The organism is Pseudomonas parafulva (assembly GCF_002021815.1).
GTDB lineage: Bacteria > Pseudomonadota > Gammaproteobacteria > Pseudomonadales > Pseudomonadaceae > Aquipseudomonas > Aquipseudomonas parafulva_B.
In genome coordinates this window covers 1,801,247-1,824,806 of record NZ_CP019952.1, presented here as the reverse complement: position 1 = coordinate 1,824,806, position 23,560 = coordinate 1,801,247, and the positions used below count along the sequence as shown (strand labels likewise).

Here is a 23,560-nt window from a genome sequence, read left to right as displayed (position 1 = left end):
AACGCCCGGCCTGGCCGGGCGTTTTTATTCCCGTCTGAAAATTACGTTTTTTCAATAGGTTGAAGATGAATCCTGATACTCCACTGCAGCTGCTGGGCGGCATTACGGCCCGTGAATTCATGCGCGACTACTGGCAGAAAAAGCCGCTGCTGGTGCGCCAGGCCTTCCCCGATTTCATCAGCCCGATCGATCCGGACGAGCTGGCTGGCCTGGCGCTGGAGGATGAAGTCGAGTCCCGTATCGTGCTCGAGCACGGCGCGCACCCGTGGGAGATGCGCCGCGGCCCGTTCAACGAGGACACGTTTGCCGAGCTGCCAGAACAGGACTGGACGCTGCTGGTACAAGCCGTAGACCAGTTCGTACCGGAAGTTGCAGAGCTGCTGGAGAACTTCCGCTTCCTGCCCAGCTGGCGCATCGACGACGTCATGATCAGTTTCGCAGCCCCCGGCGGCAGCGTTGGTCCGCACTTCGACAACTACGACGTGTTCCTGCTGCAAGGCCATGGGCAGCGCAACTGGAAGATCGGGCAGATGTGCGACAGTGACAGCGCCCTGCTCGAACACAGCGACCTGCGCATCCTGGCCGATTTCAAGCAAAGCGGCGAGTGGACTCTGGAGCCTGGCGACATGCTGTACCTGCCGCCGCGCCTGGCTCACTACGGGGTTGCCGTGGACGAATGCCTGACCTACTCGGTCGGTTTCCGCGCACCGAGCGCCGCCGAGGTGCTCACCCACTTCACCGACTTCCTCGGCCAGTTTCTGCCGGACGAAGAGCGCTACAGCGACGCCGATGCACAGCCGGTCAGCGACCCTCACCAGATCCAGCATGATGCCCTGGACCGCCTCAAGGCCCTGCTGGACAAGCACATGGGGGACAAGGATTTGCTGTTGACCTGGTTTGGCCAGTTCATGACCGAGCCGCGTTATCCGGAGCAGATCGTTGGCGAAGAATTGTCCGAGCAGGAACTGCTCAACGCCTTGCAGCAGGGCGCCATCCTGATTCGCAACCCGAGCGCCCGCATGGCCTGGTCCGAGTTCGAGAGCGATTTGTTGCTGTTCGCCAGCGGACGTAGCTGCCCGCTGCCTGGAAAGCTGCGCGACCTGCTCAAGCTGGTATGTGCTGCCGACGCCTTGCATATCGAGAATCTCGGCCAGTGGTTGCAGGATGAAGATGCAGTGATGCTGATCCAGCAGTTGGTCAAGCAAGGCAGCCTGGGTTTCGCCGATGAATAAGATTCGGGTGCGCTTGGCCGATTGGGTCAAGGACAACGCCGACATTCGCCGCATCCGTGAGGCGGTGTTCGTCGCCGAGCAGCACATCCCGGTCGAACTGGAGTTCGACTCCGAAGACCAGGATGCCTTGCATTTCCTGGCTCTGGAGGGCGACTACCCGATCGGCACCGCGCGCTTGCTCGCCGATGGCACCATCGGCCGAATCTCGGTGCTCAAGGATTGGCGCGGCTTGAAAGTGGGCGACGCGCTGGTCAATGCCGTCATCACCGAAGCGCAAGGCCGTGACCTCAAGCCGCAACGGCTGAGCGCGCAGGTGCACGCCACACCGTTCTATGAGCGGCTGGGCTTCAAAGTGGTCAGCGAGGAGTTTCTCGAAGCCGGCATCCCTCACGTAGACATGGTGCGCGAGTCGCACTTGCCTTCGTGAAACGTGCCAGGCCTGCGTGCCTCTGAACCACGGCGTGCTGGGGTGATTGCCGCTCTTGTCCATACGGGAGCGGCTCGAGCCCACGTGCCCAGGTGTCCCGGTCAGAAGCTGCTTGCCGGCCGCAGGCTGACCGGTAGCCGTATTCAATCACGCTGATATCGCGCCAATCCTGTGCCGGCTCTTATCGGCCGGCACATCCGGATACGCCTTGCACTGTACATCCATCCACATAAAACTTGCCTACTTCGTTGCGCACCCGCATCCTAGCGCTCATATCCATCGATGAAGCGTCAGTGGCCATGCGGCTGTTTCTGTGTGAAAAACCCTCCCAGGCAAAAGACATCGCCAAAGTGCTCGGCGCCAATCGCAAAGGCGATGGCTGTTGGCAAGGCACCGACGTGTGCGTGACCTGGTGCATTGGCCATCTGCTGGAAACGGCCCCACCCGACAGCTATGACGAGCGCTACAAGCGCTGGACCCTGGCCGACCTGCCGATCATCCCGCAACAGTGGAAGATGCTGGTCAAGCCCAAGACCGCCAGCCAGTACAAGGCGGTCAAGCGTTTATTGGGCGAAGCCCGCGAGTTGGTCATCGCAACCGATGCCGACCGCGAAGGCGAAATGATTGCCCGCGAGTTGGTCGAACACTGTCGCTACCGTGGCCCGGTACAACGCCTCTGGTTGTCCGCGCTCGATGATGCGTCGATTCGCAAGGCGCTGGCCCGCCTGCTGCCGGGGCAGGAAACCTTCAACCTTTACCACTCGGCGCTGGGCCGTTCACGTGCCGACTGGCTGATCGGGATGAACATGAGCCGGCTGTTCACGCTGCTGGGGCGTCAGTCCGGCTACCAGGGCGTACTCCCGGTGGGTCGCGTGCAAACGCCGACCCTGCGCCTGGTAGTGGACCGAGACCGCAGCATCGCACAGTTCGTACCCGTGCCCTTCTGGGCCATCGATGTCCGTCTAAGCCACGCCAACCAGGCGTTCATGGCCCAGTGGCGGGCGCCGGAGGATGCCTGCGACGACCAGGGTCGCTGCCTGAACCAGGCATTGGCGCAGCAAGCAGCTGCCGCCATCGAGCAGGCCGGTGTCGCCCAGGCCGTTAAAATTACAACGGAATGTGTACGCGAAGCCGCACCCCTGCCCTTTGACCTCGGTACCCTGCAAGAGCTGTGCTCGAAAAAGTTCGGCCTGGGCGCTCAGGAAACCCTGGATATCGCCCAGGCGCTCTACGAGACCCACAAGCTGATCACCTACCCGCGCAGCGACTGCGGTTACCTGCCGCTGAGCCAGCACGGGGAAGCGCCGGCCATTCTGGCGGCGCTGCAGCGGGCCGATGCCAGCCTGGCCCCCTTGCAACCTCATCTTGAGCCCCAGCGCCGTTCACGTGCCTGGAACGATACCAAGGTCAGTGCCCACCACGGCATCATACCGACGGTCGCCGCCAGCGACCCAGGGCGCCTGCCAGCCAAGCACAAGTCGGTGTACACCCTGATCCGTGCGCGTTACCTGGCACAGTTTCTACCCCACCATGAATACGACCGCACCCAGGCAGACTTCGACTGCGCAGGCCACGCCTTGCGCGCCGTGGGTAAACAGATCGTCGAGCCAGGCTGGCGTCGCGCCTTGCCAGAAGCGTTGACGCCAGCCAAGGGCCGCGAAGCCGCCCCGCCCCAGGTACTTCCAACGTTGCGCGAAGGCCAAGCCTGCGCGGTCCAGGATGTCCAGCTCAAAGACCTGTGGACCCAACCACCCAAGCCCTTCACCGAAGGCGACCTGATCAAGGCCATGAAGAACGTGGCCAAGCTGGTGGACGACCCTCGGCTTAAGCAGAAGCTCAAGGAAACCACTGGGATCGGTACCGAGGCCACCCGCGCCAGCATCATCCAGGGCCTGCTGGACCGAGGTTACCTAGTCAAAAGTGGCAAGGCGCTGGCAGCAACGCCTGCCGCTTTCAGCCTGATCGACGCCGTACCCCGCGCCATCGCCGACCCCGGCACCACTGCCATCTGGGAGCAGGCACTGGACATGGTGCAAAGCGGCGACATGAGCCTGGAAGAATTCGTGGCCCGGCAATCGGCCTGGATGGGCAAGCTGGTAGAACGTTGCCGCGGTCTGCGCATGACCATTACTGGGCCGGCGGCGGGCGCTGCCCCGCCCTGGAAGAAAAAGCGCAGAAGCAGCGGTAAGGCCCGATCAACGTCAGGTAAGGCAGCAGGCCCCAAAAGTGGCGCAAGTAAAGCCAGGCAACCGAGGAAGAAGCCCACATGAACCTGTGGGTGCAGGCCATAGCGGGCGGATTGGGCGGCATCTGCTAGATTTCCCTGGACCTGTTCCACTGTGGAGTCGCCCATGAGCCTGGACTCGGAACGCACGCCTGCGCAAACGAGCTTCCCGAATGTACTCGCTGAAGTTCGCACCTTTCGTGCCCGGTATCCCGACGTGCACCATGTCGACCTGATCAGCCTCGACATCCCAGGCCATTTCTATGGCAAGCGCTACCCGATCGACATGCTTGAGAAGGTCGCCGCCGGTAGCCCGCTCAAACTGCCCCAGAACGCGGTGCTGCTCGGCACCCAGGGTGGCCTGTTCCAGATCGGCGACTACTGCTTCAACGACGGCGACCCTGACGCCCTGCGCCGGCTGGTGCCCGGCACATTGAAGCCCGTCACATGGGAAGCGCAGCCCTTGGGGCAGATGCTGATCAGCAGCGACGCAACGCCAGCGCCCATCGCGTTCGAGCCTCGTGAGGTGCTGGCGCGTGTTCTGCAACGCCTGGCAGGCCGCGGGATTCATCCGGTCGTGGCGTTCGAGCTGGAGTTCTATCTGTTCGACCGCGCGCTCAAAGCGGGCCTGCCGCAGTTTCCTCGCGACCCGCTGAGCGCCGATGAGGACGACCAGCCCAACTTGCACATTGAGCGCTTGAGCCGCTTCGCAGACGTACTGCATGACATGGTTGCCACAGCCAACGTGCAGGGCGTGGATGCCAACGTCATCACCGCCGAGCTGGGGCCAGGCCAGTTCGAGATCAATTTCGGACACTGCAATGACGGGCTGCAAGCGGCGGACTGGGCGGCGTTGTTCAGCCGTAGTACGCGCGGTGTCGCGCGCAAGCACGGCCACCGCGCCTCGTTCATGAGCAAACCCTACCTGCATGCGCCCGGCAGTGGCATGCATGTGCATGTCAGCCTGTATGACGAGGGAGGCAACAACCTGCTGGCCGCCGATGGTCAGCGTCCGCTGCGCCATGCAGTAGCCGGATGCCTGGCTCTGCTGCCCTATTGCATGCCAATCTTCGCCGCCAACCACAATGCATTTCGCCGTTACGGCGCCATGGTCAACGCCGCCAGCCGGGCCAGCTGGGGGTACGAAGACCGCGATGCCTGTATTCGCATCCCCGAATCCGATGCCCGCAACTTGCGCATCGAACATCGTCTGGCCGGCGCCGATGCCAACCCCTACCTGGTGCTGGCCGCCATCCTGTGCGGCCTGGTACAGGGCCTTGACGCCGCGCAGGAACCCATCGCACCGTTAAACGACGACCGCACCAGCGGCATCGACTTTCCTAAGGACATGCTCAGCGCAGTGACGGCCATGCAGCACGCGCCTGCGGTGATCGAAGGCTTGGGGGCCGAATTCGTTAAGGTGTACTGCGAAAACAAGCGCCAGGACCACCTGGCGTTCATGCATGAGATCAGTGCTCGCGAGTACCGCTGGTTTCTGTGATCACGACCGTATCGTGCTGGCGCGGGCACCTCGATCAACCCCCGCGTTGGCACTTGCACGGTAGGGGTATTAACATGTCCCGCTTATCGCGCGGCGTTTTGTCGCATACCGTCACATTGCCTGCCAGATTCCCATGCCTTTCGAACTTACCGTAGAACCCTTGACCCTGCTCATCCTGGCAGTGGTCGCTTTCGTCGCCGGCTTCATCGATGCCATTGCTGGCGGCGGCGGCCTGCTGACCACGCCCGCCCTGCTGACAGCCGGCATGCCGCCTCATCTGGTACTGGGCACCAACAAGCTCAGCTCCACGTTCGGCTCGGCCACGGCCGGCCTGACGTACTACAGGCGCAAGCTCTTTCACCCGGTGCAGTGGCGTCGTGCCCTGTTTGGCACCTTGGCCGGGGCCCTGCTAGGGGCGGTCGTTGCGCACTACATGCCCGCCGAATGGTTGAACAAGATGCTGCCGGTGATCGTGTTCGCCTGCGGCCTGTACCTGTTGTTCGGCGGTACGCCAAAGGCGCCACTGGACGCCGATGCCCCGATTCGCAAGAAGTGGCAGCTGCCGCAAGGCCTGACCCTGGGCTTCTATGACGGCGTGGCTGGGCCGGGTACAGGTGCGTTCTGGACGGTCAGTACCCTGCTGCTCTATCCCATCGACCTGGTTCGCGCCAGTGGCGTGGCCCGCAGCATGAACTTCGTCAGCAACATCGCAGCCCTGACGGTGTTCGTGATTTCCGGGCAGGTGGACTACATCGTCGGCCTGTGCATGGGCCTGTCAGTCATGGTCGGCGCCTTCTTCGGCGCCAGAACGGCAATCAGCGGCGGCAGCAAGTTCATCCGCCCTGTGTTCATCACCGTGGTGCTGGCCCTGACCGTGCGCCTGGCCTGGCAGCACTGGTTTGGCCAGGCGTGATACGCCAGCCAGGGACTGCACGCATAACGGCTTAGGAGCCGCGCCCTCTGGAGCGGGCCTGATCGGTCACTGTCCGGGGAAAGCAGGTTCGGCATGGCCCAGTCGGCGGGCTACGTACAGGTCGATCAGGTAACGGGCAATCGACCGCCCCGCCGGCAGCGGCGGCAGGTCGTGCACATTGAACCAGCGGGCGTCCTCGATTTCATCCGGCTGCATGACGATGTCGCCAGCGGCGTATTCGGCATGAAAGCCCAGCATCATCGAGTGCGGAAAGGGCCAGCACTGGCTACCCACGTACTGGATGTTCTTGACCTCCAGCGCCACCTCTTCGCGCACCTCGCGCACCAGGCAGTCTTCGGCCGACTCGCCGGGTTCGGCGAAGCCTGCCAGGGTGCTGTACACACCTGCCACGAAACGCGGCGAGCGCGCCAACAGAACCTCGTCGCCCCGTGTAATCAACACGATCATGCTGGGCGAGATGCGCGGGTAGCTGCGCAGGTCGCACGCGCTGCAGTGCATGGCGCGCTCCCAGCGAATTTGCGACATGGGCTGGCCGCAACTGCCGCAGAACCGATGTTCGCGCGCCCAAGTGCCGATCTGCGCGGCATAACCCAGGACCGTGTAGGTCTCGGCATCCCCTTCGAGCATGAACGTGCGCAGGCCGCGCCAGCTGCAACCGGCTATTCGGGCGGCCTTGGCGAGCTCAAGTAGAAACACCGGCTGGCCGTCGAAGTGGCCGATGCCATGCTCGCACAGCACATCCAGCCCCTGGCGCTTGAGCCAGTCGCGCTGGAACAACGCGCCCTCTTCCCCAACCAGAAAACCCTCCGGGCTGTGGGCCACGGCCAGTCCGGCGGGCGTTTGCGGGTCGAGTACTGCGGTCGTCCAGCGTGCTGACATAAGGGCATTCCTGTGAGGTGCGCCCGTCGACTCTGTCAGTCGGCGAACGACGGTTTGTGTTTGTTCATGTGTGCAGCCATGGCCAGGCGCATGTCTTCGGACTGCAACATCGCCGCATTCCAGGTGGCGATGTACTCCAGGCCGTCGTCGATGCGGTGATCACGCATGTAGCTGAGCATGTGCTTGGTACCCGCCACGGCGATCGGTGATTTGGCTGCGATGTCCCGGGCAATGGCGAACACACCTTCGAGCAAGGCGGCCTGGTCATCGTAGACCCGGTTCACCAGGCCGATGCGCAGCGCCTCTTCGGCTTCGACGGTGCGTCCCGTGTAGGCCAGTTCCCGCATGATGCCGTCGTTGATGATGCGTGGCAAACGCTGCAGTGTGCCGACGTCCGCGGCCATGCCCATGTCGATTTCCTTGATGGAGAACTGGACGTCACGGCTGCAATAGCGCATGTCGCAGGCTGACAGCAGGTCGATGGCCCCGCCGATGCAGTAGCCCTGCACCGCTGCCAGCACGGGCTTGCGGCAGCGGTCGACGGCGTTGAACGAGGCTTGCAGGCTCAGGATGGTCTTGCGCAACGTGCGGGCGTTGCGCGAAGGGTCCTTGCCCATCTGCCCCGCGACCGAGGCCAGCATGGCCAGGTCGATACCGGCCGAGAAATGTTTTCCAGCGCCGCTGATGACCACGGCCCGTACCGCGTCGGTGTCATCCACCCACTGGAAGATCTCGATGATTTCCTCCCAGAACGCGGCATTCATGGCGTTGAGTTTTTCCGGGCGGTTGATCTGAACGTGGGCAATGTTCTCGTTCAGCTCGACCTTGAACGCGCTGTACTGGGTCACGGGCGACACTCCTGTGGGCTCTGGCAATGACAGCGATGGTAGCGCAGCCCGGTTGCCGTGCGTCTGCCAAAAGCGGGACTGCCGGAACGGGCGGACGGTCCAGGCCTGGCAACGCGCGTACAACTTTTGCTCAAGGCAGGCATCGAATCTGTGTAAGCACTCACTCTCAGGAGAAACACAATGGCGATACGCAAGGCATTGATGCTTTCCTGCATGGCCCTTGCCCTGGTTGGCTGCGCCGGCAATGATCACCCTGCCCCACCGCGCACGCAGCAGGTGGACCTGCAACGCTACCAGGGCACCTGGTACGAGCTGGCAAGGTTGCCGATGTTCTTCCAGCGCAACTGTGTGCAATCAGAAGCCCACTACGCCCTGCGCACCGATGGCCGAATCGATGTGACCAACCGCTGCAGGGAGAAAGACGGCCAGTGGAACGAGGCCAAGGGTATCGCCGAAGCTCAGCAGCCGGGCAGCACCGACAAGCTCTGGGTACGCTTCGACAACTGGTTCAGCCGTCTGGCGCCTGACCTGACCAAGGGTGAGTACTGGGTGCTCTATCACGACAAGGACTACCGCGTAGCGCTGGTCGGCCATCCTAACCGCGAGTACCTGTGGCTGCTGTCCCGCACCCCGGCCATTCCGGACAAGACCCGTGACCAACTGCTGGAGATTGCCCGCGAGCAAGGCTATGACACCAGCAAACTGGTCTGGCGCCAGGCTGACAGCACAGGCGTCGAATAAGACTTTGATGGCGCATGACAAGGAGTAGACATGGACCTGCTGTTTCTGGGCACCAGCGCCGGTGCCCCGACCAAGGCCCGCAACGTGAGCGCAACGGCGCTGCTGGAAGCGACGGGTAAACGCTGGTACTTGATCGATTGCGGTGAGGGCACTCAGCATCGTCTGCTGCACACATCGCTGTCGACCCATGACCTGGGCGGCATTTTCATCACCCATGTACATGGCGACCACTGCCTGGGTTTGCCCGGCCTGCTGGCCAGTGCAAGCATGAACGGGCGGCGCCAACCGTTGGATGTGGTGCTGCCCCGGGCCTTGCACGATTGGGTGCGCGTCAGTTTGGCGGTTACCGACAGTCATCTGTCCTTCGATCTGCGGCTGTTGCCCGTCGAAGAGTTCAGTGGCTGGCACAACGCGGCCGTAACGGTGAGCACCGTCACTTTGTCGCACCGCGTGCCCAGCGTGGGCTACCTCTTCGAGGAGCGCTGCCCCGAGTCACGGCTGGACAGCAGGCGCCTTGACGCCGAAGGCGTGCCTCGTGGGCCGCTGTGGGGAGCGCTGGCGAAAGGCCTGGCAGTGAATCACCAAGGTCGTGAGCTGCAAGCGGCGCACTACCTTCAGCCTGGTCGAGCTGCCCGCCGCATCATGATCTGCGGCGACAACGACACGCCCGAACTGCTGGCCGAGGCAGCGGCAGATGCCGACGTGCTGGTGCATGAAGCGACCTTTACGCAACCTGCGGTGGAGCGATCCGGCGTGACATATGGCCACAGTACTGCGGCGGCAGTGGCTCGGTTTGCCGAAGCGGCCGGAGTGCGTAACCTGGTGCTGACGCACTTCAGTGCGCGCTACCAGGCTGACAATCGGCGCAGCCCCTCGATCGATGACATCAGGCAGGAGGCTGCCCTGCACTATGCCGGCAACCTCACATTGGCCGCGGACCTTCAGCGGTATCATTTGGGGCGTGAGGGTGTTTTGTTGCCAGTCGATTGAGCGACCTGCATGTGCCCGGGTGGTATTGGAATGGGTATGAGTCGCCTTGGACTTCCTGGGTGAATTATAGATCGTGGGGTCCGCTGCGCGGCCCATCGCGGCACTAGGCCCTCCAACAATGGATCTGCGTAGTCCTCACATTTCTGCAAGCACCGCTACCCGTTGTGGGAGCGGCCTCGTGCCGCGATGGGTCGCGCAGCGGACCCGGCAATGTAAACCGCGAAGCTGAAACCCAGAGACCGCCCCACCGCCCACAGCTTCATCCTCGCAGCGCCTGTCAACCAGACTGCTATAGCGTCCACAGCGTCCACAACAGCGTGAACAGCCCCGCAGCTAAGCCGCCATTCGCCCCTTGGCCACCGCTTCGGACGCCGCCAACATGGCGCGCAGCAGCACGGCACACCCCGCCGCCAGATCCTCTGGCGTAGCGTTCTCGATTTCGTTATGGCTGATGCCGTTTTCGCACGGCACGAAGATCATGCCAGCGGGCCCGAGTTCAGCCAGGAAGATCGCGTCGTGCCCTGCCCCGCTGACGATATCCATGTGCGGCAAACCCAGTGCCTGGGCCGACTCACGTACCGCACCCACGCAGCCGTTGTCGAAATACAAGGCCGGAAAATCTGCGGTGGGCACCAGCTCATACGTCAGCCCATGCCGTTCGCAGGTCTGTTCGATCACGCTGCGGACCTCGGCAATCATTCCCTCTAGCCGGCCCCCCTCGAGGTGACGCAAATCCAGGGTCATGCGCACTTCGCCAGGAATCACATTGCGCGAGCCAGGATAGGCTTGCAGGCAGCCCACCGTACCGCAGGCGTGCGGCTGGTGGCCCAGGGCGGCGCGGTTGACCGCTTCGACCACGGCAGCGGCGCCGACCAGGGCATCCTTGCGCAGGTGCATGGGCGTTGGCCCGGCATGGGCCTCCACCCCACGCAACGTCAGGTCGAACCATTTCTGGCCCAGGGCGCCGAGCACCACGCCGATGGTCTTGGCCTGGTCTTCCAGGATCGGGCCTTGTTCGATGTGGGCTTCGAAATACGCCCCCACCGGGTGGCCGGTCACCGCCCGGCTCCCGGCGTAGCCGATTTCATTCAACGCTTCGCCCACGCTGATCCCTTGGGCATCGCGTTTTGCCAGCGTCTGCTCGAGACTGAACTTGCCGGCAAAGACCCCCGAGCCCATCATGCACGGCGCAAAGCGCGAGCCTTCCTCGTTGGTCCATACCACCACTTCCAGCGGTGCTTCGGTTTCAACGCCCAGGTCGTTGAGGGTGCGGATGACCTCCAGCCCAGCCATGACCCCGTAGCAGCCATCGAACTTGCCACCGGTGGGCTGGGTGTCGATGTGGCTGCCCGTCATCACCGGCGGCAGCGCTGCGTTGCGCCCTGGCCGACGGGCAAACAGATTACCCACCCCGTCGACTGTCACCGTGCACCCCGCCGCTTCGCACCACTGCACGAACAGGTCACGGGCCTGTCGATCCAAGTCGGTCAGGGCGAGGCGACAGACGCCACCCTTGGGCGTGGCGCCTAGGCGCGCCAAGTCCATGAGCGATTGCCACAAGCGTGCGCTATCGACATGCCGGGCAGTCGATTGAAGAACGTCTTGAGCGCGGGTCATAGGTTTCTCCTCAGGCTTTTCTTGTCGGATGTGTAAGCCACAGCGCGGGCCTGCCCGCACTGCGACGAGCAGGTTACTCAAGGCAAAGGCTTGGCCATGCGCGCCGGGCTGCGGGCGGCCATGGCGGCGAAGACGTAATACAAGCCAGCGCCAAGCAGCGAGCCGGTGAACCAGCCATAGTCGTAGAACCAACTGAAGTGACTGTTGCCAATGGCCATTACTGTGAGCGCCACGGGCAACGCAAAGGCCGCAAAGCCGGGCCAGTGCCAGGCGGGATAGACGTCATCGCGGTACAGCCCGGCCAGGTCCAGGTACTGACGCCGGACCAGGAAATAATCCACCACCATGATCCCGGCAATGGGACCCAGCAGGCTGGAATACCCCAGCAACCAGTTGGAATAGACGCTTTCAAGGCTGATGTCGGAAACGATCCAGCCCAGCTTTTTGAGCAGCTCGTGGCCCATCAGCGCCAGCCCGATGAAACCGGTCAGCCACACCGCCCGGCTGCGGCCGATCAAGCGCGGCGCAATGTTCTGGAAATCGTTCGTGGGCGAGACGATGTTGGCCGCCGTATTGGTGGACAAGGTAGCGATCACGATCAAGGCCATGGCCAGGGCTACCCAGAAGGGGCTCTGAATCTTGCCGATCAGCGTCACCGGATCGGAAACAGTCTCGCCCACCAGCGAGGCCGAGGCCGCCGTCAACACCACACCCAGCGAGGCGAACAGGAACATGGTCAGGGGCAGGCCGAATATTTGCCCCAGAATCTGGTCCTTCTGGCTACGGGCATAACGACTGAAGTCCGGGATGTTCAGCGACAGGGTGGCCCAGAAGCCCACCATGGCAGTGAGCCCTGCGCAGAAGTAGCCCACCACGCTGGCCCCTTGCGGACGCTTCGGTGGCTGGGCCAGCAACTCGGTCATGGACATGTGCGGCAGCGCCCACACCAGCAGCCCGATACCCACCGATACCAGCAAAGGTGCGGACAAGGTTTCCAGCCACTTGATCGATTCGGCGCCGCGCAGCACCACCCATAGGTTCAGGCACCAGAAAATCACGAAACCGATCACCTCGCCGGTGCCGCCCAAGGCCTTCCAGCCCTCGAATACCGAGCCCAGGAACAGATGAATTGCCAGCCCACCGAACAGCGTCTGGATCCCGAACCAGCCGCAGGCGACCACCGCTCGCACCAGGCAAGGCACATTGGAACCCAGGATGCCGAAGGATGCACGCAGCAGTACCGGGAAGGGTATGCCGTACTTGGTACCGGGGAAGGCGTTGAGCGTCAGTGGAATCAGCACGATGAGGTTGGCCAGCAAAATGGCCAGCAACGCTTCACCCACGCTCAGGCCGAAATACGCCGTGAGAACGCCGCCCAGGGTGTAGGTGGGCACGCAGATGGACATGCCTACCCACAGGGCGGTGATGTGCCACCTGTTCCAGGTGCGCTGATGCACCTTGGTGGGAGCGATGTCGGGGTTGTAGCGCGGGCTGTCGAGCACGTCGGCGCCTTCGCACAGCTCTACCAGGCCGTTGCGATCAACCACGTGCGATCTGCTCTGTTGCATGGGGCCTTCTCCAGAATGTTGTTGTAGTTGTTCGCTCATCGGGGCGAGTCGATGGCCGGAGTACACACGCAGAATGTGGGTAGAAATTTCGACCAAATTTGGATCTTGTCAAGTACGTCAGCCTGATCCGAAACGCCTATGCTAGAGCCACCCTAATTTTTATTTCCTTATTAATCAGCAGGTTAAAAACCACAAATTCCGTGTGATTTATTTCTTGCTGAATCCAGAATCTGCATCTAGCCTCGAATCTTGTCAGCGATGACAGGATCGCTCTGCCACCCTGGCCTACCAATTCCAAGAACCGGCACAGACCGGTCAGCCTGCGAGGAAAACGGCATGTCCCTGTTGATCCGTGGCGCCACCGTGGTCACCCACGAAGAAAGCTTCAGCGCCGATGTCCTGTGTGCAAACGGCCTGATCCAGGCCATCGGCCAAGACCTCGACCCACCGGCCGGTTGCAAGGTGCTCGATGGCAGCGGCCAGTACCTGATGCCCGGCGGGATCGACCCGCATACCCACATGCAGCTGCCATTCATGGGCACCGTGGCCAGCGAGGACTTTTTCAGCGGCACCGCCGCCGGGCTCGCAGGCGGTACCACCTCCATCATCGATTTCGTGATCCCCAATCCCCAGCAGTCGTTGATGGAGGCGTTTCACACCTGGCGCGGATGGGCAGAAAAGAGCGCCAGCGATTACGGCTTTCACGTGGCCATCACCTGGTGGAGCGACCAGGTAGCCGAGGAAATGGGTGAGCTGGTTGCCCACCATGGGGTGAACAGTTTCAAGCACTTCATGGCCTACAAGAACGCCATCATGGCCGCTGACGACACCCTGGTCGCCAGCTTCGAGCGCTGCCTGCAACTGGGCGCCGTGCCCACGGTGCACGCCGAGAACGGCGAGCTGGTGGATCACCTTCAACGCAAGTTGCTGGCCCAGGGCCTGACAGGGCCTGAGGCGCATCCGTTGTCACGTCCGCCCCAGGTCGAGGGCGAAGCGGCCAGCCGCGCCATCCGTATCGCAGAAACCCTCGGTACGCCGTTGTACCTGGTGCATGTCTCCAGCCGCGAGGCGCTGGATGAGATTGCCTACGCTCGCGGCAAGGGGCAGCCGGTCTACGGCGAGGTCTTGCCTGGCCACCTGCTGCTGGACGACAGCGTCTACCGCGACCCGGACTGGGCCACGGCAGCAGGCTATGTGATGAGCCCGCCCTTCCGACCGCGTGAACACCAAGAGGCGCTGTGGCGCGGCCTGCAGTCAGGCAACCTGCACACCACCGCCACCGACCATTGCTGTTTCTGCGCCGAGCAGAAGGCCATGGGACGCGACAACTTCAGCCGCATTCCCAATGGCACGGCCGGTATCGAGGACCGCATGGCGGTGTTGTGGGATGCCGGTGTGAACACAGGTCGCCTGTCGATGCACGAATTCGTCGCCGTCACGTCCACCAACACGGCGAAGATCTTCAACCTGTTCCCACGCAAAGGCGCCATTCGTGTCGGCGCCGACGCCGACCTGGTGCTGTGGGACCCACAGGGCACGCGCACGTTGTCGGCCAAGACCCATCACCAGCAGGTGGACTTCAACATCTTCGAAGGGCGCACCGTGCGCGGCGTGCCCAGCCACACCATCAGCCAGGGCAAGGTGGTGTGGGCCGACGGTGACTTGCGCGCCGAAGTCGGTGCCGGACGGTATGTCGAACGCCCGGCCTACCCGTCGGTGTACGAACTGCTCGAGCGTCGGGCCGACCACCATCGGCCCATCCCCGTGCCCCGCTAGCCGCTGACACTGATCGACCGGCTTTCATTGCAAGACCGACTCGTCAGGCCAACCCGTGCCTGGAGCACGGCGTGCCGGTGAGCGGGGCCGCCTGCGCTCCACCCTTTCAAGCCCACGACAAGAAAGAGAGGCTACCACCGTGATCGACGCACTGAACCATTTGCCGCGCCCTGGGGCCGGTAGCGACCAGCTGGCCGAGCATTTCAGCGACTTGGTTCCACCACTGACCGCGCGCCAGGCCGCCGTGGAGAGCGCGCGCTGTCTGTACTGCTACGATGCCCCGTGCATCAACGCCTGCCCCAGCGACATCGACATTCCGTCCTTCATCCACCGCATCAGTGATGAAAACCTGGAAGGTGCTGCCGAACGGATTCTGTCGGCCAACATCCTGGGTGGCAGCTGCGCCCGTGTCTGCCCGACCGAAATCCTTTGCGAACAGGCCTGCGTGCGCAACAACGCGCAGGAATGCGCGCCGGTGCTGATTGGTCAGTTGCAGCGCTATGCCCTGGACAACGCCCAGTTCAGCGGGCATCCCTTCCAGCGCTCTGTGGCGACCGGCAAGCGTATCGCCGTGGTCGGCGCCGGCCCGGCGGGCTTGTCCTGCGCACATCGCCTGGCCATGCACGGGCACGATGTAGTCATCTTCGAAGCCAGTGAAAAACCGGGCGGTCTGAACGAGTACGGCATTGCCCGCTACAAGCTGGTGGATGACTTCGCCCAGCGTGAAGTGGCGTTTTTGCTGGGCATCGGTGGTATCGAGATCCGCTACAACCAGCGCCTGGGCAGCAACCTGAGGCTCGGTGACTTGCGGGACCAGTACGATGCCGTGTTTCTCGGCCTTGGGCTCAGTGCCGTGCGGCAACTGGGCCTGCCCGATGAGCAGGCGCCGGGCCTGCTGGCTGCCACCGACTACATCCGCGAGCTGCGCCAGGCGGATGACCTCAGCCGCTTGCCTTTGGCCGACCGCTGCCTGGTGATCGGCGCCGGCAACACGGCGATCGACATGGCCGTGCAGATGAGCCGCCTGGGGGCACGCGACGTCAACCTGGTGTATCGCCGTGGGGCGCCCGACATGGGCGCCACGGGCCACGAGCAAGCCATCGCCAAGGCCAACCAGGTGCGCCTGCACTCCTGGGCGCGTCCCGACGCCGTACTGCTGAGCGACGATGGCAACGTACGCGGCATGCGCTTCGCGCGCACGGCGATGGTGGACGGTCGCCTGGGTGATACCGGGGAAACCTTCGAACTGGCTGCCGACGCGATCTTCAAGGCCATCGGGCAGCGCTTGGAAGAACAAAGCCTGGCTGACCCGGTCGCCGCGCAACTGGCCCGCGATGGGGAGCGCATCCGCGTCGATGAGTGCATGCAGACCAGCTTACCGGGCGTGTATGCCGGCGGTGACTGCACTGCCCTGGGCCAGGACCTCACCGTACAGGCCGTACAACATGGCAAGGTGGCGGCCCAGGCCATCCATGCCCAACTCATGCTCAATGTGGAGGCCGCGTAAATGGCTGACTTGTCTATCGTCTTCGCCGGCATTCGCGCCCCGAATCCCTTCTGGCTGGCCTCCGCGCCGCCCACCGACAAGGCCTACAACGTGGTACGCGCCTTCGAAGCGGGCTGGGGTGGCGTGGTCTGGAAAACCCTGGGGCAAGACCCTGCAGCGGTGAACGTCTCATCGCGTTATTCGGCGCACTTTGGCGCCAACCGCCTGGTTCAGGGCATCAACAACATCGAGTTGATCACCGATCGGTCATTGGAGATCAACTTGCGGGAGATCACCCAGGTCAAGAAGGATTGGCCGGACCGGGCACTGATCGTGTCGCTGATGGTGCCGTGCGAGGAGGCATCGTGGAAATTCATCCTGCCGCTGGTCGAGGCCACCGGGGCCGATGGCATCGAGCTGAACTTCGGCTGCCCCCATGGGATGCCCGAGCGTGGCATGGGGGCAGCGGTGGGCCAGGTGCCTGAGTATGTGGAGATGGTCACGCGCTGGTGCAAGACCTACTGCTCGCTGCCGGTGATCGTCAAGCTTACCCCCAACATCACCGACATTCGCCAGTCGGCTAGAGCCGCACACCGGGGCGGCGCCGATGCGGTGTCGCTGATCAACACCATCAACTCCATCACCAGCGTGGACCTAGACCGCATGGTCGCCCACCCGATTGTCGGGGACCAGAGTACGCACGGGGGTTACTGCGGCTCGGCCGTCAAACCCATCGCGCTGAACATGGTCGCGGAAATCGCCCGCGACCCCGCCACCCAAGGCTTGCCGATCTGCGGGATCGGCGGTATTGGCAATTGGCGTGACGCTGCCGAGTTCGTGGCCCTGGGCAGCGGCGCGGTGCAAGTCTGTACGGCCGCCATGCTGCATGGCTTTCGCATCGTCGAGGATATGAAGGACGGCCTGGCACGTTGGATGGATCAGCATGGGCATGCCCGTCTTGAGGACTTCCGAGGCCAGGCAGTCGGCCACACCACCGACTGGAAGTACCTGGACATCAACTACAAGTCCATCGCGCACATCGATCAGCATGCTTGCATTGGTTGCGGCCGGTGCCACATCGCCTGCGAGGACACCTCGCACCAGGCCATCGCCAGTACGGTGAAGGCCGACGGAACCCATGCCTATAGCGTGATCGAGGAAGAATGCGTGGGCTGCAACCTGTGCCAGATCACCTGCCCCGTGGAAGACTGCATCGAGATGGTTGCGCAGGACACTGGCAAGCCGTACCTGAACTGGACGCAGGACCCGCGCAACCCCTATCGGGAGGCTGGCTGAGGGTGGGCGTGTGAATGCAGGCGCCCGCCGTTTTGCCAGGCGCCGGATCCGTCGCGGTGCGGCGCACATGGGCCTTGATGATTGGGATTCAGGGCTGAAATCGTGGGGCCGCTGCGCGGCCCATCGCGGCACAAGGGCCGCTCCTACAAGGGGTAGCTGCAGCGCAACGTTCGATTTCCAAAATTCGAGAAGGCATCCGCTTTCTATCGGATCTGGAGGCTATCGAATTCAGTGCAGGAGCGGCCTAGTGCCGCGATGGGCCGCGCAGCGGCGCCACGATTTCAGCCCTGCATGGTAGTTCGCTCAAGGCTCCAACCCAATGCCCCTCAGGATTACGCTGGTCACCGTCTGCACGGCGCTTTCGAAATCCCGGTCGGACAGCGGCTCGCCGTCGTTGAGCAAGGCCACCTGGTATCCGAAGTCGGCATAATGCTGGGTCGATGCCCAGATCATGTACAGCAGCGCCGACGGCTGCACTGGCAGAATGCGCCCCTGTTCCACCCAGCGGCGGATCTTGGCTTCCTTGAGTCTGGCCCAGGGCACCAGGCTTTCATCCAGGTTGGCCCTGAGCACCGGCGCACCGTGCAGCATCTCCTCGGCCCAGATTTTCGAGCCCAGCGGCCGTGACCGGGAGTGAGCCATCTTCGCGCGTATGTAGCTGGTCAACACGACGCGGGGGTCATCGAAGTGCTCGAAACTCAGGGCATCCTGTTTCCAGACTTCAAGCAAGTCCTGCAATACCGCACGAAACAGGTCGTCCTTGGTCTTGAAATAGTAATGAAGGTTCGAGCGCGGCAGCTGCGCCTGCTCGGCGATGTCGCCCATGGACGTGGCAGCGAAGCCCTTTTCGGCGAACACACGCTCGGCGGCCTGCAGAATCTTCTCGATGTTACGACGACGGATTTCAATCTTGTGGTTGGCCATCAAGCGCTGACCGTGAACTGGATGTTGTCGATCTGCCAATCCATACCGCCAATGCCCATGGTTGCTCCGTGCTCTCGCAAATGTCCCGTAGTCTACTCCGCTTGCGCAGCGAAACCATCAGCCGGCGCAAGCGCCGGCTGCCAAGCTTCAGGCACTGGCGCGCACGCGCGCAGGGCACTGCGCACGGTGCAGGTTGAGCGCGGTATTGATGATGCCGATATGACTGAACGCCTGCGGGAAGTTGCCCAGCATGCGCTTGCCTACCGGGTCGTACTGCTCAGCCAACAGGCCCACATCGTTGCACAGGTCTGTCAGCCGCTGATACAGCGCATGCGCTTCGTCCTGGCGTCCCAGCAGCACGTACACGTCGGCCAGCCAGAAGGAGCACACCAGAAACGTACCCTCGCCCGCCGTCAGGCCATCGGTACAGCTGTCGGTGTCGTAGCGCAGCAACAGGCCGTTGTGCAGCAGGCGTTTTTCGATCTGGGCCAGGGTGCGCAGAAAGCGCGGGTCATGGGCCGGCAGAAAGCCGGTCAGCGCGATGTGCAGCAGGCTGGCATCCATCTCTGAAGAACCGTAGGCCTGCACAAAGTGCTGGCCCTGGGCATCGAGGCCCTGCTCGCACACTTCGCGGCGGATCTGATCAGCGACCTGCCGGTAGTGAAGGCCCCGTTCACGGTCCTCCTCGGTGGTGTCGGCAAGCTCTGCGGCGCGGTCGAACGCCACCCAGGCCATGACCTTGGAGTGCACGAAATGCTGCCGACCACCGCGCACTTCCCAGATGCCTTCATCAGGTTCACGCCAGATGCTTTCCAGGTAAGGCATGATCACCCGGCTAATGGCCGCGCTGCGCGGGTGCCTGGGCAGACCGCCGCGGATGGCCTGGCTCATGGCGTCGGCCAGCTCACCGTAAATGTCCAGCTGGGTCTGCGCGGCGGCTGCGTTGCCCACCCGCACCGGCTGGGAGTGCTCGTAGCCGGCCAGCCAGGGCAAGGTGTATTCCTGAAGATCACGCTCACCGGCCAGGCCGTACATGATCTGCATCTGCTCCGGGTTGCCCGCCACCGAACGCAACAGCCATTCGCGCCAGGCCTGGGCTTCTTCGAAGTAGCCCAGGTTCATGAAGGCCAGCAAGGTCATGGTGGCATCGCGCAGCCAGCAGAAGCGGTAGTCCCAATTACGCTCACCGCCCACGCGCTCGGGCAACGAAGTCGTCACTGCCGCCACAATCCCGCCCGTTGGGGCATAGGTCATGGCCTTGAGCACCAGCAACGAGCGCCGCACCAGGGCCGTGTACGGCCCCACGTCGGGGCACTTGGCTGCGAAGACCTGCCACTGATCCACGGTGGCCTTGAGGCAGGCATCGATGTCCTGTTCGGCGGGCACCGGCAGGTGGGACGGGTGATGACGCAAGCTGAACACGTGGCGCTCGCCCTCGCCTACCCGCACACGCGCCACCGTGTGGTGATCGCGGGCATGGGGCGCCACGGTCGAGGACAGGACCAAGCGGTCCGGGCCTGCCACCGCGCTGAGGGTCAGCGGGTCGAGCCGCTCCACCCAAGGGACGCTGCGCCCGTAGTCAAAGCGCATCACCAGGTCCATTTCGAACGTGGTCTGCCCCGAAAGGCCTTCGACGATGCGCACCACTGCGTTCTCGTCACCCAAGGGCATGAAGTCCAGCACCCGCGCCTTTCCCGAGGCCGTGACCCAGACGGTCTCAAGCACCAGCGTGTCGTCCAGGTAGCGCCGGGTGCGTTCTATCACAGGGTCCGAAGGCGCCAGGCGCCAACGGCCATTTTCCTCGTTACCCAGCAAGGCCGCGAACACCGCTGGCGCATCGAAACGCGGCAGGCACAGCCAGTCGAGCGAGCCGTCGCTGCTGACCAGGGCTGCGCTGCGGCAATTGCCCAGCAGGGCATAATCTTCAATATGGGCAGGCATCGAGACTCCAGAAATTCAGTGCGTCCATTGTGCCGAGCCTGCCTTCACCGACAGGCCCGGCACCACGCGATCGGATCAAAACGGTGCGCTATCAACCCAGCCGGTGCCACTCGCGCTTGTCCCGGGCCAGCAGTTCGCCGCCCGCCTGCGGGCCATCCTGGCCGGCCTCGTAGTCATGCACTTCCCCGCCCCGGGCCCAGGCATCGAGAAACGGCTGGACGGCGCGCCAGCCGTTCTCGATGTTGTCGGCACGCTGGAACAAGGTCTGGTCGCCCGTCAGGCAGTCATAGATCAAGGTCTCGTAGCCGGTGGCCGGGGTCATCTTGAAAAAATCCTTGTAGGCAAACCCAAGCTCTACGTTCTCCATGACAAGCTCCGGCCCTGGCCGTTTGGCCTGCAGGTCGAACCACATGCCTTCATTGGGCTGGATCTGAATCTTCAGGTAATTGGGCTTGGGCCTTTGCAGCGCGGACTCACGGAACTGGGCATACGGCGCCGGCTTGAAGCAGATGGCGATTTCCGTATCGCGCACGCTCATGCGCTTGCCGGTGCGCAGGTAAAAGGGCACACCGGCCCAGCGCCAGTTATCGATCATGATCTTCATGGCCACGAACGTTTCGGTCTGGCTGTCAGGCTCCACCTTGGTTTCCTGACGGTATCCCGGCACGTTCTTCCCATCCAGGGTGCCGGCTACGTACTGGCCCCGAACCGAGTTCTTCAACGCCATCTTGGTCGACCACGGGCGGATCGCGCCGATCACCTTGGCCTTCTCCCCGCGAACCGCGTCAGCGGCAAACGCCGCAGGCGGCTCCATGGCTACCATCGCCAGCAGCTGGAACAGATGATTGGGCACCATGTCGCGCATCGCACCGGTGCTGTCATAGAACGCACCGCGGGTTTCGACCCCTACGGTTTCAGCGGCGGTGATCTGCACATGGTCGATGTAGTGATTGTTCCAGAACGACTCGAACAGCCCATTGGAGAAACGGCTGACCAGGATGTTCTGGACGGTCTCCTTGCCCAGGAAATGGTCGATCCGGTAGATCTGACGCTCGCCCATCACGTTCAGCAGACAAGCGTTGAGCGCCTCGGCGCTGGCAAGGTCGTGGCCGAACGGCTTCTCGATGACCACCCGACGAAACCCGCCGCCCGACTCGTCCAGCAACCCGGCCTCCCCAAGGCGTTTGGCCACTTCTGGGAAAAACCGTGGAGACGTCGCCAGGTAGAAAATCGCGTTGCCATGGCTGGTCTTGTCGATGCGCTTGGCAATAGCCTCATAAGTCGCAGCGTCGAGAAAGTCCCCGGTCTGGTAGTCCAGGCGCTTGGCAAGGCTGGCCCAGAGCTTTTCGTCCAGGTTCGCCGGGGCACCCTCTGCGCCTTTGTCGCGCTCGGCCATGAACGCGTGCAAACGTTCAGCAAATGCCTCGGCGCTGACAGCGTTGTGGTCGACACCCACGATGCGCAGGTCTTTATCGAGCAGGCCGTCGCGGCTGAGGTTGTAGAGTGCGGGCATCAGCAGGCGCTTGACCAGGTCGCCATTGGCGCCGAACAGGAACAACGTGCAGGGTGGAGCAGCAGGCGTTGCCGGTTTTTTGCTCATTCAGGTTTCTTCTCGACGTGTCCACCGAACCCAAGGCGCATGGCCGAGAGAATCTTGTCGCCATAAGTGCCTTGTTGCTGTCGCGAACGAAAACGCGCGAACAGTGCACTGGACAGCACCGGAACCGGCACCGCCTGCTCGACGGCCGCATCGATGGTCCAGCGCCCTTCCCCGCTATCGGACACCGAGCCGCTGAACTGGGCCAACTGCGGGTCGGCCACCAGCGCGTCGGCGGTCAGGTCCAGCAGCCAGGACGTGACCACGCTGCCACGGCGCCACACTTCAGCGATCTCGGCCACGTTCAGGTCAAAGCGCTGGTCCTCAGGCAGCTCGGCACCGCCTTTGCTGCGCAGCAGGTCGAAGCCTTCGGCGTAAGCCTGCATCAAGCCGTATTCGATACCGTTGTGCACCATCTTCACGTAATGCCCTGCGCCCGGCGGGCCGGCGTGGATATAGCCATGCTCGGCGCGCTGGTGTTCACCGGTGCGCCCGTGGGTGCGTGGGATATCACCGACACCGGGTGCGAGCGCTGCAAACAGTGGCTCCAGACGTTCGAACACGTCCTTTTCCCCGCCGATCATCATGCAGTAACCACGCTCCAGCCCCCATACCCCGCCGGAAGTACCCACATCCAGGTAATGCAGCCCACGCTGCGCCAGTTCTGCAGCGCGGCGCATATCGTCTTTATAGAAGGTATTGCCACCGTCGATGATCGAGTCGCCAGGTTCCAGCAAGTCAGCCAGCTGGGCAATGGTCTGCTCGGTAGGCGCCCCAGCGGGAAGCATGACCCAGACGGCACGAGGCGCCTGGAGTTTCTCGACCAGTGCGGCCAGGTCAGCCGCCCCCACGCTACCTTCGCCCTCAAGGGCGGTGATCGCTTGTGCGTTGCGATCGTGCACCACCGTGTGATGGCCGGCGAGCATAAGCCGCCTTGCAATGTTGCCGCCCATGCGGCCCAGCCCGACAATTCCCAATTGCATGAGCAGGTGCTCCCCTTCTGGAATGAGTGACGACGTTTCGCCTTTCAGGTTAGTCCAGTGGACTGCATGAGGGTTCAGCGACGGGCGGTGTGTTCATGTTCGTTCGCTGGGGCCGAAGTACCTTTCTCTTCGCCCGTTCGGGGCGCCAGAGGCATTCAGCAGCGCTGAATCAATCAGAGCGCTGTCATGCAGCACCGACCGCACCATTAAGGTGCAAGGCACTGGGCAAAGCGCCACTCGTCGCCTAGCGATCGTGTGTGTTCAACGCGCTCGGCATATGCGGCGGGCGAGTGCCAACGTCTGCGTCTAGCACGCGGGCCGCCTGGAATGACCGTTCGGTCACATTTGTAATATTTCTCTCCTACACTCAGGTTCCGGCCCGCCATTTGCTCAATGGAAGAGCAACGGAAAAAAAGTCGAACTTTAAGGAAAGACGGCAGGTCAGGAACTAAGCAGGCCAGATGAAATGGGTTATTCCCACGCATGGCCCGCCCACCCCAACCAGTCCACTCGCCTTTTGGCCAGAATGCCGAATGCGCTGTGCCTGTGCGCACGACTCGGGGGCAAGGATTGCATTACGCAGAATTCGCAAAGAG

At 63.0% G+C, this 23,560-nt stretch carries 18 protein-coding genes; 10 read left to right on the top strand and 8 right to left on the bottom strand.

Translation table 11 applies throughout. From position 1 onward, the window contains the following. Positions 1-65 precede the first annotated feature (65 nt). The 5 genes from B2J77_RS08085 (at position 66) to B2J77_RS08065 (ending at position 6,297) form a co-directional block, all read left to right on the top strand. A complete protein-coding gene (locus B2J77_RS08085) occupies positions 66-1,232 on the top strand; it encodes a cupin domain-containing protein (RefSeq protein ID WP_058637930.1) in 1,167 nt (388 codons plus the stop codon). Continuing rightward, positions 1,225-1,659, top strand: coding sequence for a GNAT family N-acetyltransferase (locus B2J77_RS08080; protein ID WP_058603472.1), 435 nt, complete (start codon positions 1,225-1,227; stop codon positions 1,657-1,659). Before B2J77_RS08085 ends, B2J77_RS08080 begins: the two co-directional genes overlap by 8 nt. Positions 1,660-1,958: 299 nt before the next feature. Next, complete coding sequence (locus B2J77_RS08075; RefSeq protein ID WP_078479405.1) at positions 1,959-3,929, top strand: DNA topoisomerase III; 1,971 nt, start codon at positions 1,959-1,961, stop codon at positions 3,927-3,929. Between the two features lie 81 nt (positions 3,930-4,010). Continuing rightward, positions 4,011-5,384 carry a glutamine synthetase family protein gene (locus B2J77_RS08070; protein WP_078478340.1) on the top strand — a complete coding sequence of 458 codons (1,374 nt, stop codon included), beginning with the start codon at positions 4,011-4,013 and terminating at the stop codon, positions 5,382-5,384. A gap of 133 nt (positions 5,385-5,517) precedes the next feature. Continuing rightward, entirely contained in the window at positions 5,518-6,297 is a 780-nt protein-coding gene (locus B2J77_RS08065) for a TSUP family transporter (RefSeq protein WP_058603474.1), read from the top strand. A gap of 66 nt (positions 6,298-6,363) precedes the next feature. Here the strand turns inward: B2J77_RS08065 and nudC are convergent, their stop codons facing one another. Next, positions 6,364-7,197: an NAD(+) diphosphatase gene (gene nudC / locus B2J77_RS08060; protein WP_078478339.1), complete on the bottom strand. Its 834-nt coding sequence runs from the start codon at positions 7,195-7,197 to the stop codon at positions 6,364-6,366. A gap of 35 nt (positions 7,198-7,232) precedes the next feature. Continuing rightward, entirely contained in the window at positions 7,233-8,045 is an 813-nt protein-coding gene (locus tag B2J77_RS08055; protein ID WP_078478338.1) for a crotonase/enoyl-CoA hydratase family protein, read from the bottom strand. A 180-nt stretch (positions 8,046-8,225) separates the two neighbouring features. Here B2J77_RS08055 and B2J77_RS08050 point away from each other — a divergent pair, with 180 nt between their 5' ends. Continuing rightward, on the top strand, positions 8,226-8,786 hold the full coding sequence (locus tag B2J77_RS08050; protein WP_078478337.1) for a lipocalin family protein: 561 nt from the start codon (positions 8,226-8,228) through the stop codon (positions 8,784-8,786). 30 nt (positions 8,787-8,816) lie between these two features. After that, positions 8,817-9,776, top strand: a complete 960-nt coding sequence (locus tag B2J77_RS08045) for an MBL fold metallo-hydrolase (protein ID WP_078478336.1) — start codon at positions 8,817-8,819, stop codon at positions 9,774-9,776. 333 nt (positions 9,777-10,109) lie between these two features. Here the strand turns inward: B2J77_RS08045 and B2J77_RS08040 are convergent, their stop codons facing one another. Both B2J77_RS08040 and B2J77_RS08035 read right to left on the bottom strand, forming a co-directional pair. After that, positions 10,110-11,393: a Zn-dependent hydrolase gene (locus B2J77_RS08040; protein WP_078478335.1), complete on the bottom strand. Its 1,284-nt coding sequence runs from the start codon at positions 11,391-11,393 to the stop codon at positions 10,110-10,112. 77 nt (positions 11,394-11,470) lie between these two features. After that, complete coding sequence (locus tag B2J77_RS08035) at positions 11,471-12,961, bottom strand: NCS1 family nucleobase:cation symporter-1 (protein ID WP_058637935.1); 1,491 nt, start codon at positions 12,959-12,961, stop codon at positions 11,471-11,473. Positions 12,962-13,297: 336 nt separating this feature from the next. On the opposite strand from B2J77_RS08035, the gene hydA reads away from it, so the two are divergent. The 3 genes from hydA (at position 13,298) to preA (ending at position 17,519) form a co-directional block, all read left to right on the top strand. Beyond that, on the top strand, positions 13,298-14,737 hold the full coding sequence (hydA, locus tag B2J77_RS08030; protein ID WP_078478334.1) for a dihydropyrimidinase: 1,440 nt from the start codon (positions 13,298-13,300) through the stop codon (positions 14,735-14,737). 139 nt (positions 14,738-14,876) lie between these two features. Further along, positions 14,877-16,244: an NAD(P)-dependent oxidoreductase gene (locus B2J77_RS08025; RefSeq protein WP_078478333.1), complete on the top strand. Its 1,368-nt coding sequence runs from the start codon at positions 14,877-14,879 to the stop codon at positions 16,242-16,244. After that, on the top strand, positions 16,245-17,519 hold the full coding sequence (gene preA, locus B2J77_RS08020; protein ID WP_078478332.1) for an NAD-dependent dihydropyrimidine dehydrogenase subunit PreA: 1,275 nt from the start codon (positions 16,245-16,247) through the stop codon (positions 17,517-17,519). Positions 17,520-17,822: 303 nt separating this feature from the next. Here preA and B2J77_RS08015 read toward each other — a convergent pair whose 3' ends face one another. From B2J77_RS08015 to gnd, 4 genes are all read right to left on the bottom strand, one after another. Further along, entirely contained in the window at positions 17,823-18,443 is a 621-nt protein-coding gene (locus B2J77_RS08015) for a TetR/AcrR family transcriptional regulator (RefSeq protein ID WP_078478331.1), read from the bottom strand. 147 nt (positions 18,444-18,590) lie between these two features. Continuing rightward, positions 18,591-20,384, bottom strand: a complete 1,794-nt coding sequence (locus B2J77_RS08010) for a glycoside hydrolase family 15 protein (protein ID WP_058639580.1) — start codon at positions 20,382-20,384, stop codon at positions 18,591-18,593. Between the two features lie 91 nt (positions 20,385-20,475). Then, entirely contained in the window at positions 20,476-21,984 is a 1,509-nt protein-coding gene (gene zwf / locus B2J77_RS08005) for a glucose-6-phosphate dehydrogenase (RefSeq protein ID WP_078478330.1), read from the bottom strand. After that, positions 21,981-22,964, bottom strand: a complete 984-nt coding sequence (gnd, locus tag B2J77_RS08000; RefSeq protein ID WP_058639578.1) for a phosphogluconate dehydrogenase (NAD(+)-dependent, decarboxylating) — start codon at positions 22,962-22,964, stop codon at positions 21,981-21,983. The genes zwf and gnd overlap by 4 nt, the downstream gene beginning before the upstream one ends. Positions 22,965-23,560 lie beyond the last annotated feature (596 nt).